Source organism: Streptococcus halitosis (genome assembly GCF_023147855.1).
Lineage (GTDB): Bacteria > Bacillota > Bacilli > Lactobacillales > Streptococcaceae > Streptococcus > Streptococcus halitosis_B.
In genome coordinates, this window is record NZ_JAHXOP010000005.1 from 62698 (window position 1) to 76546 (window position 13849).

The window sequence follows — 13849 nt, forward strand, 5'->3', positions numbered from 1 at the left end:
ATGGATTGATGAGTTAACGCACTTCTGCATTGACTTTTTCTTCGAGTGATGCTTGGATTTTTTCCATATAGCGTGCGACTTCTTCGTCTGTCAAGCTGTCTTCTGGATTTTGGAAGGTCAAGCTATAGGCCATTGACTTCATACCAAATCCCAATTTTTCGCCTGAGAAGACATCAAAGAGTTTGATATCTGTCAAACGTTTCACGCCTGCAGCTCGGATAGCATCTACAACTTCTTGGTGAGTGACTTCTGCCTTGAGAAGTAGAGCAATATCACGACTAACCGCTGGGAATTTGGTAATTTCCACAAATGGAGTAGCTGGTTGAAGGGCAGCTTCGATAGCTGAAAGGTTGAGCTCCGCTACATACGTTTCTGGAATATCATAAGCCTTCGCAGTGACTGGATGCACTTGGCCAAGGAAACCAAGAACTTGGTCACCGAGTGAAATCACAGCTGTACGGCCTGGGTGAAGACTAGCAATTTCATCTGTTGCTGTATAAGTCACTTCAAGCCCCAAGCGAGCAAAAAGCGCTTCAAGGATTCCCTTAGCATAGAAGAAATCAACTGGAACTGCTGCTGTTTGGAAGTCTTTTTCAGCAACCAAGCCTGTCAAGGCAAAGGCAAAGCTGTTGATCTCGTTTGGTAGATCTTCTTTTGGATTTCCTGTTTGTTCAAAGACTTTTCCAATCTCGTAAAGTGCCAAGTTTTTGTTCTTACGAGCCACGTTGTAGGCCACCGTATCAAGGATACCAGAAATCATATTTTGACGGAGGACAGAACGGTCCACTGTCATTGGCCACATGAGTTCTGTAAGGTTACTTGGTTGAGCTGTGAACTCAACTGCTTTTTCAGGTGTTGTTAGAGCGTAGGTAATGATTTCTGTCAAACCTGCCCCTTCAGCGATCGTACGAACTTGGCGACGCAATTTTTGTGTCGCGGTCAATTCACCAGCTGTACCATCGTCTTTTGGAAGACTGGCTGGCAAGCGGTCATATCCATAGATACGAGCGATTTCTTCAAAGAGGTCTGCTTCGATGGTAATATCCCAACGACGACGTGGAACGCTAACTGTAAAGCTATCTTCATTTCCAGAAAGACCAAAGCCAAGACGACGGAAGACATCTTCCACATCAGCATATGAAAGCTCCGTACCAAGGACGCGGTTAACGTCTGCAAGGGTTGAAGAAACTTCTACATCAGAAGTATCAAGCTGGCCTGCTGAAACGATACCCTTACGCACCGTAGCACCTGCAAGTTCTGTAATCATGCTAGCTGCAGCATCCAAGGCCTCATCGACTGTTGCCACATTAATCCCTTTTTCAAAACGAGAGGATGATTCCGAACGAAGGTTAAGGCGTCCGCTAGTCTTACGAATGGATGTGCCATTGAAAACAGCTGCCTCTAACACAACTCGACTTGATTTTTCAGAGATTTCTGTAGCCTCTCCACCCATAACACCTGCAAGGGCTACTGGCTTGTCTGCGACAGTGATGACTAAGTCATTTGTTTCCAAGTCACGCTCTTCACCATCCAAGGTCACCAATTTTTCACCAGCACGCGCTTCACGCACACGGATGTCAGTCCCTTCAAAGGTATCCAAGTCAAAGGCATGCATAGGTTGACCAAAGTAGAGCAGGATGTAGTTGGTTACGTCTACTACGTTATTTATTGGACGGATGCCTTCGTTCATAAGAAGGTTTTGCAACCATTGTGGACTTGGTGCGATGGTCACATTATCCAAGATACGGGCCGCATAGTAAGGCGCCTTGTCTGTCTCAATGCCTACAGAAAGGGCGTCTGCTGCAGCTTCATTTGTTTCTGTTAAACTGAATTCTTTAAAGTTAACTGCCTTGTCATAGATGGCTGCCACTTCGTGAGCTACTCCACGCATAGATAGAGCGTCTGCACGGTTTGGTGTGATAGAAAGTTCGATGATTTCATCATCCAAGTCTAGATATGAGAAGACTTCCTCACCTGGTACTGCATCTTGAGGCAAGATTTGAATACCATCTGCAAATTCCTTTGGTACAACTGAGTCAGAAATTCCCAATTCACCAAGTGAACAGATCATTCCAAGTGATTCTAAGCCACGGATTTTCCCTTTTTTGATTTTGTAATTGTCCGCGATACGAGCTCCTGGAAGAGCCACCATGACCTTGATACCAGTACGCACATTTGGGGCACCACAAACGATCTGACGGGCTTCTTCTTCGCCAACGTTAACCTGACAGACATGCAAGTGTGTTTCTGGCACATCTTCGCAAGACAAGACCTCACCGACGACAATTTTTGAGAGACCGGCAGCCGGTGATTCGACACCTTCGACCTCAATCCCTGTAGTTGACATTTTCTCAGCCAACTCTTGTGATGGCACATCAATGTCCACCAATTCTTTTAACCATTTATAAGATACAAGCATAATTCTGATTGTAAGATCTCACCAAGTAAGACCTTTTCAATTCCTTTCTTTTTCTTCGAGTCAGTCCTCACCGTTCTCATCGAGAGAAAATGACTAGGACTGTATAGGACTGTGTTTCAGGTTTCAATCTTATTTAAACTGTTCTGAGAAGCGGACATCTCCTTGGTAGAATCCACGGATATCGTTGATTCCGTAACGGAGCATAGCGACACGTTCTTGCCCAAGACCAAAGGCAAATCCAGAGTAAACAGTCGCATCGATTCCACTCATTTCAAGGACACGTGGGTGAACCATACCAGCACCCATGATTTCGATCCAACCTGTTTTCTTACATACGTTACAACCTTCTCCACCACACTTGAAGCAGGAAACATCCACCTCAACAGATGGCTCTGTGAATGGGAAATAGGATGGACGCAGACGGATCTGACGCTCTTCACCAAACATTTTTTGGACGATCAACTGAAGCGTTCCTTGCAGGTCCGCCATAGAGATGTTTTTCCCAACAACCAAACCTTCGATTTGGTGGAATTGGTGACTGTGGGTCGCATCGTCCGTATCACGACGAAATACGCGCCCCGGTGAGATCATCTTCAAAGGACCTTTCGAAAAATCATGGGCATCCATGGCACGCGCCTGAACTGGAGACGTGTGGGTACGGAGCAAGATTTCTTCTGTGATGTAGAAAGTATCCTGCATATCGCGAGCTGGGTGATCTTTTGGAAGGTTCATACGCTCAAAGTTGTAGTAGTCTTGCTCCACTTCAAAACCATCCACGACTTGGTAACCCATCCCAATGAAAATATCTTCGATTTCTTCACTGGTTTGTGTCAAAACGTGACGGTGACCAGTCGCAACTGGGCGACCTGGAAGTGTCACATCGATGCTCTCACTTGCTAGTTGAGCTGCGACTTTCTTTTCTTCCAAGAGCTTAGCTGTTTCTTCAAAGGCCGCTGTCAAGACATCACGCGCTTCATTGACGTGTTTCCCGATGATTGGACGCATCTCAGCAGAGACATCCTTCATCCCTTTGAGGATTTCCGTAAGCGACCCTTTTTTACCAAGGACAGAGACACGCAAGTCTTGCATCTCTTTTTCATTTTCAGCAGTAATCTGCTGCAAGCTAGCCAGCGTTTCTTCGCGAAGCGCTTTTAATTGTTCTTCAATAGTTGACATAATTCCTCCATCAGTCTCTCGTAGATAAAAAGAAAACCACATGCCAAAAACTCCACTCGGAGCGTTGACACGCGGTACCATCCGTTTCATCTGACAAGTCAGACCTTCATTTCTAAATCCATGCGCAAGTGAATTCACCCAGCTTTCGTATAGAGAGCTTGCAGTCACGGCTCTCCTCCCTGATATACTTCCCTTGAGTTACTAGTCTTGCGGATTTCTATTCAATTACTACTTAGTTTATCAGATTTTTACCATTCTTGCAAGACCTATCTCACTTCTGCTTGCCCTTAAATCGCCATTGGAAGCGAAGCTTGTCATAGAAAGGAAATTCGATAAACAAGACTCCCAAGCCCACACAGAAACTGGCAAGAACATCTGATGGGTAGTGAACTCCCAGATAGACTCTTGATAGCAGCACACTGACTAGATAGAAGCCAAGAACGATTTGCACAATTTTTTTCCAAACCGGATCTTTAATTCGTTGACTGAGAATGATAATCAGATTCCCTACCATCAGCGTCACAGCCAGAGAATGCCCACTTGGGAAGGAAAATCCCTTCTCCTCTACCAAGTGTAAAATAGCTGGCCGAGGGCGCTGGTAGATGTTTTTAAAGGTCACGATTAAAAGACCAGCTAAGGCTAGATTGCCCGCCATGAAGTAGCTTTCTATCTTCCACTGCTTACGATAAAAGATAAAGGCTGCAATGGTAACCCAGGTGATAATCACTGGGATATCAATCAAATGCGTAAGGGCACGGAACAGAACTGTCAAATAATTTGGCAAGTCCCCACGAAGGGCAGTCTGAATCGGTTGATCAAAACCGACCAACGTTTCAGGATAGAACTTAACCATATAGCCAAGAAGGACGAAAAGTAAAAGGGCAAAACTGCCCTTCATTAAAAATGTTTGTTTATCTCTCATAATGTTTTAAGGTTGGTTTCAAGAGGACGTATAACAACCAGAATGAAACGGCAAAGATGATACCCTCAATCAAGTTAAAAGGTAAAACCATGGTCATTAGGTAGTTGGAAAGTCCCAAAATTTTTCCAATATCAAAGTTGGCAAACTGCGCGTACAAAGGAACCGCATAAACATAGTTGAGAACCAACATCGCAGAAGTCAATCCAATAGTTCCCGCTAGAGATGCTAGTAGGAAACGAAGGGTGCTGCGTTCCTTTTTCCAAATCAAACCAAAGGCGATAACAAAAACTCCCAAGGCCACGATATTCATTGGCAAACCAATGTAGGTATTCACTCCCTGGCCATTCAGAAGCAACTTCAAGAGTGAGCGAAGCAAGAGGATTCCTAGTGCAGCTGGCAAATCCATGACCACCAAGCCCACAAGGACTGGCAAGATACTAAACTCGATCTTGAGGAAGGCCGCAGCTGGCAAGAGCGGAAAGTCAAAGTACATCAGCACAAATGAAATGGCTGATAAAATCGCAATGGTCGAAAGTCGACGTGTGTTTGTCATAACAGGTTCCTCCAATTTTCTATAAAATCAGAAGAAGTTGGAAAGGATCCCTCTATCTATTCTCACTCTTTATATCCCAAAAGTTCCCTCTCACTCTTTTGAGCAAGCGGTTGCAATTCATCTATAAACTCATCAGAACAGACAAAGCTATTCTTTCGTCTTCTCCCATCCAGACTATACTGTCGGTTGTGGAATCGCACCACATCAGCTTGCGCTCGCGGACTTCTTTAAAGGGAAGGAAATAGAGATTTTTCTTTTAGACGAGGCGACAAGCTATAGGCATAACTTCCAGTTAGGCAAAACTTGTCAACAAAGTTTTAAAGGAAAAATTTTTTCCTAATGATACTCAATGAAAATCAAAGAACAAACTAGGAAGCTAGCCGCTGGCTGTACTTGAGTACGGCAAGGCGAAGCTGACGTGGTTTGAATTGGATTTTCGAAGAGTATTAAAGTCACCGCCGGTCGGGAATTGCACCCAGCCCTGAAGACCCTTTAATCATAACAAAAAACGCTTGCAAGTGCAAGCATTTTGATTATTTCAATTTATCTGCTTCATAGGTGTGAACAAGCTCAAGACCTGCAAAATTCTGCTGACGAAGAGCCTCGTAGACAATCATGCAGACGGTATTCGAAACATTGAGGCTACGAACATGTTCATCATTCATAGGAATACGGAGAGCCTTTTCGGGATGGTCTCGCATAAAGTCCTCAGGCAAGCCCTTGTCTTCACGTCCGAAGAGAAAATAATGGGCTTCGTCAGTCGATAAATCCGCCTCAGAGTACACCTTTTCCGCGAATTTCGAAATCAGATAGAGTTTACCCTTCATCTGAGACATAAAATCTTCCAAACTGTCATAAAAATGAATCTCTAACTTATCCCAGTAATCCAAACCAGCCCGCTTCATCTTGCGATCATCAATAGGAAATCCCATCGGTTTGATGATGTGAAGGGGAGAATTGGTCGCAGCGCAAGTACGCGCAATGTTACCTGTATTTTGTGGAATCTGAGGTTCAAATAATACAATGTGATTTGTCATGACTTGCTTCCTTTCACCATTGCAAAAAAATAGCCACACTGCCCGGAGTCAAGCTCAGCAAACAGCGTGGTTAAGGCATCGTTAACTTACCTCACAACAGGTTTGAAGTAAATCAGCGAAGCTACTTTCTTAGTATAACACTTTCAGAATCATTGTCAATAGAAACGACTTGATTTTTTTACTTTTTTTGATAATATTTCCATACTTAGTCATTCTTTTTCTGAGAAAGGATATTAAATGAGCGAAATCACTTCATATAATAGACATTTCTATGAAAGGTGAGCAATTTTATCTTTGAAAACTTACAAAAAGTCTTTTCTTATCCTCTAAAATGGCTTGGCAAGTGCATTTTTTGCGAAAAAAGGGTATGATAGTTACATCATGAAAAAGTAGGGTTTTTATATGAAAATTGTCCTTGTTGGTGGAGGGAAAGTCGGTTTCGCCCTCTGCCGTTCACTGGTTGCAGAAAAACACGACGTTGTCCTCATCGAACAAGATGAGGCTGTTCTCGATCATATTGTCAGTCGCTTTGATATCATGGGACTCCTTGGAAATGGAGCAGACTTTGCTATCTTAGAGCAAGCCGGCGTTCAAGAGTGTGATATCTTTATTGCTCTAACGGAACACGATGAAGTGAATATGATTTCAGCAGTACTTGCTAAAAAAATGGGCGCTAAAGAAACCATTGTTCGAGTGCGAAATCCTGAATACTCCAATGCCTATTTCAAAGAGAAAAATATTCTTGGATTCTCACTTATCGTTAACCCAGAACTCCTAGCCGCCCGTGCTATCTCAAATATCATTGATTTCCCGAATGCACTCTCAGTTGAGCGGTTCTCAGGGGGACGGGTCAACCTGATGGAGTTTGTTGTCAAAGATTCCAGTGGTCTCTGTCAAATGCCAATCTCAGATTTTCGTAAAAAATTTGGCAATATCATTGTCTGCGCTATGGAACGAGACCATCAACTTATGATTCCGAGCGGTGATATCACCATTCAGGACAGAGATAGGATTTTTGTTACTGGGAATCGTGTGGATATGATGCTCTTCCATAACTATTTCAAATCACGTGCAGTGAAAAGCTTACTCATCGTTGGTGCTGGAAAAATCGCTTATTACCTACTTGGCATTTTAAAAGATAGCCGTATTGACACTAAAGTTATCGAGATTAATCCTGAGAGAGCTCGTCTCTTCAGTGAAAAATTTCCAAATCTCTATATCGTACAGGGAGATGGAACTGCCAAAGATATCTTGCTTGAGGAAAGTGCTCCCAACTATGATGCAGTTGCAACTTTGACTGGGGTTGATGAGGAAAACATCATTACCTCTATGTTCTTAGACCGTGTTGGTGTCCATAAGAATATCACCAAGGTGAATCGCACTAGCCTTTTAGAGATTATCCATGCACCTGATTTTTCAAGTATCATCACACCCAAAAGCATCGCAGTGGATACCATTATGCACTTTATCCGTGGTCGAGTAAACGCTCAATACTCAGACCTTCAAGCCATGCATCATCTAGCAAACGGTCAAATTGAAACTCTTCAATTCCAAATCAAGGAAGCTAATAAAATGACTACCAAACCTCTTTCACAGTTGAAATTGAAAAAAGGAGTTCTCATCGCAGCCATTATCCGAAAAGGAAAAACAATCTTCCCTACTGGAGAGGACAGGCTTGAGGTAGGAGATCAGTTACTCGTGACGACCTTACTACCAAATATCACCAAGATTTATGATCTGATTGAGAGGTAAAAGATGAATAAAAGTATGATTCGTTACCTCCTCTCAAAACTTCTCTTGATTGAGGCGGTTCTCCTCCTAGTACCCGTTAGCGTAGCAACCTATTATCAAGAATCCAGCCAAGTATTTACAGCTCTCTTTACAACAATTGGGATTTTGATACTTCTTGGTAGCTTGGGAATTTTACGGAAACCCAAAAATCAGCGAATTTATACTAAGGAGGGAGTCTTAATCGTCGCCCTCTGTTGGATTCTGTGGTCCTTCTTTGGAGCGCTTCCCTTTGTCTTTTCAGGACAAATCCCAAGTGTCATCGATGCCTTCTTTGAAATCAGTTCTGGTTTTACAACTACAGGAGCAACTATTCTGACAGATGTTTCCGTTCTCACTCGTTCCCTCCTCTTCTGGCGAAGTTTTACTCACTTGATTGGAGGGATGGGGGTACTCGTCTTCGCGCTTGCCATTATGGACAATGCCAAGAATAGTCACTTAGAGGTGATGAAGGCTGAGGTCCCTGGGCCTGTCTTCGGTAAGGTTGTATCCAAACTGAAAAATACCGCCCAGATTCTCTATCTGCTTTATTTAGGGCTCTTCTCACTTTTTGTAGTCATCTACTATCTAGCTGGTATGCCCCTATTTGATAGCTTTGTCATCGCTATGGGAACGGCAGGAACCGGAGGCTTCACCGTCTATAACGACGGAATTGCCCACTACGGCAGCTCACTCATCACCTATCTCGTCAGTATCGGGGTTCTGGTTTTTGGGGTTAACTTCAATCTCTACTATTACCTTATGCTCCGTCGGGTTAAGGCTTTCTTTGGAGATGAAGAACTTCGCACGTATGTAATCATTGTCCTAGTTTCTACCGGCTTGATTACGCTCAATACGCTCCATCTCTACCAAGGTGTCTCTAAGAGCTTTGAAATGGCCCTCTTTCAGGTTTCCAATATCATCACAACAACTGGTTTTGGTTATGGAGATATCACCAACTGGCCCCTCTTCTCCCAATTTATCCTCCTCTTCCTCATGGGAATCGGTGGATCTGCTGGATCAACCGCAGGTGGACTCAAAGTTATCAGAGGGCTCATCCTTTCAAAAATTGCAAAAAATCAGATCTTGTCCATCTTATCTCCTCATCGCGTATTGACTCTACATGTCAATAAAACTGTGATTGATAAGGATACCCAGCACAAGGTCCTAAAATATTTTGTCATTTATGTGATGATTTTACTGTCACTTATCTTCATTGTCAGTCTAGATAACAATGATTTTCTAGTTGTTACCAGTGCTGTCTTCAGTTGTTTCAATAACATCGGACCTATTCTAGGTACAACTTCTAGTTTTTCCATCTTTAGTCCCATCTCTAAAATACTTCTCTCATTTGCAATGATTGCAGGTCGTCTAGAGATTTATCCCATTTTGCTTCTCTTTATGAAACGAACTTGGTCTAAGCGCTAATGATAATACAACTCCCCCTTTACTAGCTAGTAAAGGGGGAGTTTTTCTATTAAAAATGAGAAGACCTTTCGGTCCTCTCCTAATCTGTTTATTTTTTAAGTGCTTCTTTGTAGCGAGCAACTTCCGCTTGATTAGCCCAAACATAGTGACCTGAACGAATTTCCACCATAGATGGTTTGTCTGTCTCATAGTCATGTTGGCTAGGATCATAGACTTTCAAGACCTTCTTACGTTCCAATATTGGATCTGGAATCGGTACAGCAGATAGAAGTGCTTGAGTGTACGGATGAACAGGATTGTTAAACAACTCCTCTGTCTCCGCTACTTCAACGATAACACCCTTATAGATAACTGCGATACGATCTGAGATAAAGCGAACAACTGACAAGTCATGCGCGATAAAGAGATAGGTCAAGCCCAATTCTTTTTGAAACTTCTTAAGCAAATTCAAGACTTGCGCACGAACAGACACGTCCAAGGCTGAAATCGGCTCATCCGCAATAACGAAATCAGGTTCCATCACAAGAGCACGGGCAATCCCAATACGTTGACGTTGACCACCAGAAAACTCGTGTGGGTAACGGGTCAAGTGCTCTTTCAAAAGACCAACTTCATGAATCATCTTTTGAACTTTTTCTTTTCGCTCTTCTTCATCTTTGAACAAGTGGTAGTTGTAAAGACCTTCAGAGATGATATAGTCAACTGTCGCACGTTCATTTAAGCTGGCTGCAGGGTCTTGGAAAATCATCTGGATACGGCGGATCAACTCTGAAGATTCCTTATGAGATTTTTTCCCATTGATCTTATGACCGTCAAAGATGATTTCACCTTTACTAGTATTATTCAAACCAATAATGGCACGACCAATGGTTGTTTTCCCACTACCAGATTCACCAACGAGAGAGAAAGTTTCTCCCTTGTTGATAAAGAAGTTAGCGTTTTTAACGGCAACAAACTTCTTACTTCCTTCACCGAAGGAAATTTCTAAATCTTTAATTTCTACTAATTTTTCAGACATTTCCTTCCTCCTAGTCTTCTAAATGAGCAAAGCCCATTTTATCACGAATCTTATCATGTAAATCTGCGATGATTTCTGGTTTTTCAACCTTAGGAGCATTCTCATGAAGCAACCAAGTCTTAGCCCAGTGAGTATCAGTGACTGAAAACTGAGGCGCTTTCTGTTCAAAGTCAATTTGCATCGCATAATCTGAACGAAGGGCAAAGGCATCACCTTTCAACTCAGTATAAAGAGACGGTGGTGTTCCTGGGATAGAGTACAATTCCCCTTTATCATCAGCGAGCTGTGGTAAGCTAGACAAGAGACTCCAAGTGTATGGATGACGTGGGTCGTAGAAGACTTCCTCAACAGTACCGTATTCTACAATTTCACCAGCATACATAACCGCTACCTTGTCCGCAATACTTGCTACCACACCAAGGTCATGGGTGATAAAGATAATGGTGAAGTGGTACTCATTTTGCAAAGTTTTAAGCAAATCAATGATTTGCGCTTGAATGGTTACGTCAAGGGCCGTTGTTGGCTCGTCACAGATCAAGATATCTGGACGACACGCAAGGGCAATGGCAATAACGATACGTTGGCGCATCCCTCCAGAATATTGGAAAGGATACTCGTCAAAACGTTTTTCAGCATCTGGAATTCCGACCTTGTTCATATAGTCGATTGCCATTTCTTTGGCTTCCTTAGCTGTTTTCCCTTGGTGTTTAACGATAACTTCTGTGATTTGACTACCGATTGTATTGATTGGGTCCAAACTTGTCATTGGGTCTTGGAAGATGGTCGCAATTTTAGCACCACGGATTTTCTCCCATTCTTTGTTCGAAGTCAAGGCTGTCAAGTCTTGTCCACGATAGTCGATGCTTCCTTGGGCAATGCGTCCATTATCTTCCAACATTCCTGTAAAGGTTTTTGTTAATACAGATTTACCAGAACCAGACTCACCTACCAAGGCAAGAACTTCCCCTTCAATCAGTTCTAGAGAAACGCCTCTGATAGCCGTCAGAACTTTGTCACGAACGTCAAATTCCACGACGATATCGCGAGCAGTCAAAATTACATTACTTTCTTTTGTCATGTCTACTCCTATCTATGTGTACGTGGATCACTAGCATCCGCTAAGTTCTGACCAACAACGAATAGAGATAGGGATACCAAAATCAAAGTTGTCAATGGAATCCAGAACAAGTACGCGTTGGTCGTAACGTTTTGTGAGTAATCTGAGATCAAACGTCCCAAACTTGGCACTGTTACAGGCAATCCCAATCCAAAGAAAGAAAGGAATGCCTCATAAGAGATAAAGCTTGGCAACATCAAGGTCATCGTAGAAACAATAACAGATACCAATTGTGGCATGATGTTTTTCACGATAATCTTAAAGGTTGGTGTTCCAAGTGTTTGAGAAGCAAGGTTGTATTCCAAGTCACGGTAACGCATGATTTGAATACGAATTGAATAAGCAATCCCAATCCAAGTCGTCACACTCATAGCGAAGATCAAATTCCAGAAACCAGCGCCAATTGAGTAAGTCAAGACGATAACAATCAAGAGAGATGGAATGTTTGAAATAATGTTATAAACTTCCATCATGACGCGGTCAACAGATTTTGAAATCCCCCAAATTCCACCAACAATAACCCCAATCACAAGGTTGATAAAAGTAGCAATTACAGAAATGAGAATAGAATTACGCGCACCAAACCAAACTCCATCAAACAAGGATTTACCATTGCTATCAGTACCAAACCAGTGTTCGGCATTGGGCTTAATAAAACGAGCGCTAAAGTCGTTCACCTTACTTACATCGTTAAAGTCAAAGTCTGAAAACATCGGATAGATAAAACTCATCAAAATAATAGCTACCAATATTCCCAACATAATGACTGTTGATTTTTTCTTTAAAAACTGTCTAAATACAGAGCCCCAGTAAGAGTAGGCAGGAGCATCAATCGTTTCAGAGGCAAAATCATCACGTTTTACGAACTGAAATTTTTCTTTATCAATTGTTGACATTATTTGCCTCCTTTCTCTGTCAATTTAATACGTGGGTCAAGCATAGTCATCCAGATATCTCCTACAAAGAGTGAGAAGATAGAAATACATGTAAAGATGAAGACGAGACCAACTACCATTGAGTTATTTGATGCCTTAACAGAGTCAATCAACATTTTACCCATACCTGGGAAGGCGAAGACTGTTTCTGTCAATGTTGCACCACCAATAACCCCGATTACGGCACCTGGAATACCTGAAACCAAAGGAACCATGGCATTTTTAAAGACGTGTTTATTTGAGATTTCTTTTTCAGATAAACCTTTTGCACGAGCAAAACGAACGAAGTCCTGAGATTGCAAGTCAATCATATAACGACGAATCCAGATCGCTGTACTTGGTGCTCCCAGCAAACCTAGAATGACTGCTGGCAAGACATAGGAACGCCAATCTCCAGCACCTAGGATAGGGAATGAGTCTGGAAGACCAATAGATGAGCCAATCAAACGCACGATATAAACCAAAGCAATCGTTGGAAGTGCAAGCAAGAAGGTTAGAGCACCTGTTGAGAAGCTGTCAATCCAAGTATTCTTGTGGCGAGCCATAGCAGATCCAAGAGGAATCGCAATAGCATAAGAAATAATCAAACCAATCAAACCAGCAACAGCTGAGCTTGCAATCATAGATGGATATTGGTAGTTACTTTCTGTAGCTGTATATGGATCGTCCTTACCATAGTTAGCTATTTCACGCGCATCTGCTTGACTTGGAGATTTGTAGGTACGAGAGTAAATATCTACAGACGAAGTCTTTTTACCAGTAGGGAATTGAACTTCTGATGTCTTAGTTTGTCCTTGACCTTGTGTGATAACTTGAAGCACTGGCGTGTTCGCATAAGTTGGGTAAGAGTCACCCAAGTTAATGTTCACAAAGTTTTGGTGTACAAACGGGAATTGATTGTTGAAATACAAAAGGTATTTATGTTTAGTACCTGAACCAACCAATGACCAACCGATAGCAGGGTCATTTTCAAAACGAAGATAACGTTCCAAGTTTGGATTTTCAGGGTCTTGAATCTTGTTTGTATGATCAATATCAAGTAAGTTCGCATAGAATTTGAAAACACGTTCAAAAATCGGAATTTCACGCGTAGCATAGAACTGACCACTCTCTGAAAAGACACCTAACGTCCAACCATTACCGAGTTGGTTGATGTATTTTTCGTAGATTGCCTTATTAGTATCATTGGCATCTACTGTTACAGATGAGTCCATTGTGCTAGCTTTTTCTTGCAGCTCCTTGGTATCGTAGTACTCGATATAGCCCATACGTTCATAAACGGTATTCTCATAATTATCCCGCTTATCTGGAGTCGTTGCAATCTTGTTGTAGTTGGTATCCTGCTTGAAAATCAGTTTCCGAGGAACCATCGTATAGATAATCGTGTAGGTCAAGGTTGTCACCAAGAAAATAGACAACAATGAGCGCAAGACACGCATAAAAATATATTTTTTCATATCGTTTCCTTTTAAAATCC

General features: G+C 42.3%; 11 protein-coding genes. 2 read left to right on the forward strand and 9 right to left on the reverse strand.

The window, feature by feature from the left end; all coding sequences use genetic code 11:
* Positions 1-13 precede the first annotated feature (13 nt).
* The 5 genes from pheT to KZX55_RS08245 all read right to left on the reverse strand — a co-directional run bounded on the left by pheT (position 14) and on the right by KZX55_RS08245 (position 6107).
* Positions 14-2419 (reverse strand): phenylalanine--tRNA ligase subunit beta, encoded by a 2406-nt coding sequence (pheT, locus tag KZX55_RS08225; RefSeq protein ID WP_248026581.1) that lies wholly within the window; start codon positions 2417-2419, stop codon positions 14-16.
* A gap of 129 nt (positions 2420-2548) precedes the next feature.
* Positions 2549-3595, reverse strand: a complete 1047-nt coding sequence (gene pheS / locus KZX55_RS08230) for a phenylalanine--tRNA ligase subunit alpha (RefSeq protein WP_070656930.1) — start codon at positions 3593-3595, stop codon at positions 2549-2551.
* A gap of 271 nt (positions 3596-3866) precedes the next feature.
* The gene (locus KZX55_RS08235) at positions 3867-4517 is read right to left on the reverse strand and encodes a phosphatase PAP2 family protein (RefSeq protein ID WP_248026583.1); all 651 of its coding nucleotides are present in this window, start codon (positions 4515-4517) and stop codon (positions 3867-3869) included.
* The gene (locus KZX55_RS08240) at positions 4507-5070 is read right to left on the reverse strand and encodes an ECF transporter S component (RefSeq protein WP_248026600.1); all 564 of its coding nucleotides are present in this window, start codon (positions 5068-5070) and stop codon (positions 4507-4509) included. The genes KZX55_RS08235 and KZX55_RS08240 overlap by 11 nt, the downstream gene beginning before the upstream one ends.
* Positions 5071-5603: 533 nt before the next feature.
* On the reverse strand, positions 5604-6107 hold the full coding sequence (locus tag KZX55_RS08245) for a tRNA (cytidine(34)-2'-O)-methyltransferase (RefSeq protein ID WP_248026608.1): 504 nt from the start codon (positions 6105-6107) through the stop codon (positions 5604-5606).
* 402 nt (positions 6108-6509) lie between these two features.
* Between KZX55_RS08245 and trkA the strand changes: the two genes are divergently transcribed.
* Positions 6510-7859, forward strand: a complete 1350-nt coding sequence (gene trkA / locus KZX55_RS08250; RefSeq protein WP_248026610.1) for a Trk system potassium transporter TrkA — start codon at positions 6510-6512, stop codon at positions 7857-7859.
* Between the two features lie 3 nt (positions 7860-7862).
* A complete protein-coding gene (locus KZX55_RS08255; protein ID WP_248026612.1) occupies positions 7863-9302 on the forward strand; it encodes a TrkH family potassium uptake protein in 1440 nt (479 codons plus the stop codon).
* Positions 9303-9390: 88 nt separating this feature from the next.
* Here the strand turns inward: KZX55_RS08255 and KZX55_RS08260 are convergent, their stop codons facing one another.
* From KZX55_RS08260 to KZX55_RS08275, 4 genes are read right to left on the reverse strand one after another with little or no spacing between them, the layout of a single operon-like run.
* Positions 9391-10320: an ATP-binding cassette domain-containing protein gene (locus KZX55_RS08260; RefSeq protein ID WP_248026648.1), complete on the reverse strand. Its 930-nt coding sequence runs from the start codon at positions 10318-10320 to the stop codon at positions 9391-9393.
* A gap of 10 nt (positions 10321-10330) precedes the next feature.
* Positions 10331-11398: an ABC transporter ATP-binding protein gene (locus KZX55_RS08265; protein ID WP_000159803.1), complete on the reverse strand. Its 1068-nt coding sequence runs from the start codon at positions 11396-11398 to the stop codon at positions 10331-10333.
* Between the two features lie 8 nt (positions 11399-11406).
* The gene (gene oppC / locus KZX55_RS08270; protein WP_000103693.1) at positions 11407-12333 is read right to left on the reverse strand and encodes an oligopeptide ABC transporter permease OppC; all 927 of its coding nucleotides are present in this window, start codon (positions 12331-12333) and stop codon (positions 11407-11409) included.
* Entirely contained in the window at positions 12333-13829 is a 1497-nt protein-coding gene (locus KZX55_RS08275; RefSeq protein ID WP_000759886.1) for an ABC transporter permease, read from the reverse strand. Before KZX55_RS08275 ends, oppC begins: the two co-directional genes overlap by 1 nt.
* Between the last annotated feature and the right edge of the window lie 20 nt (positions 13830-13849).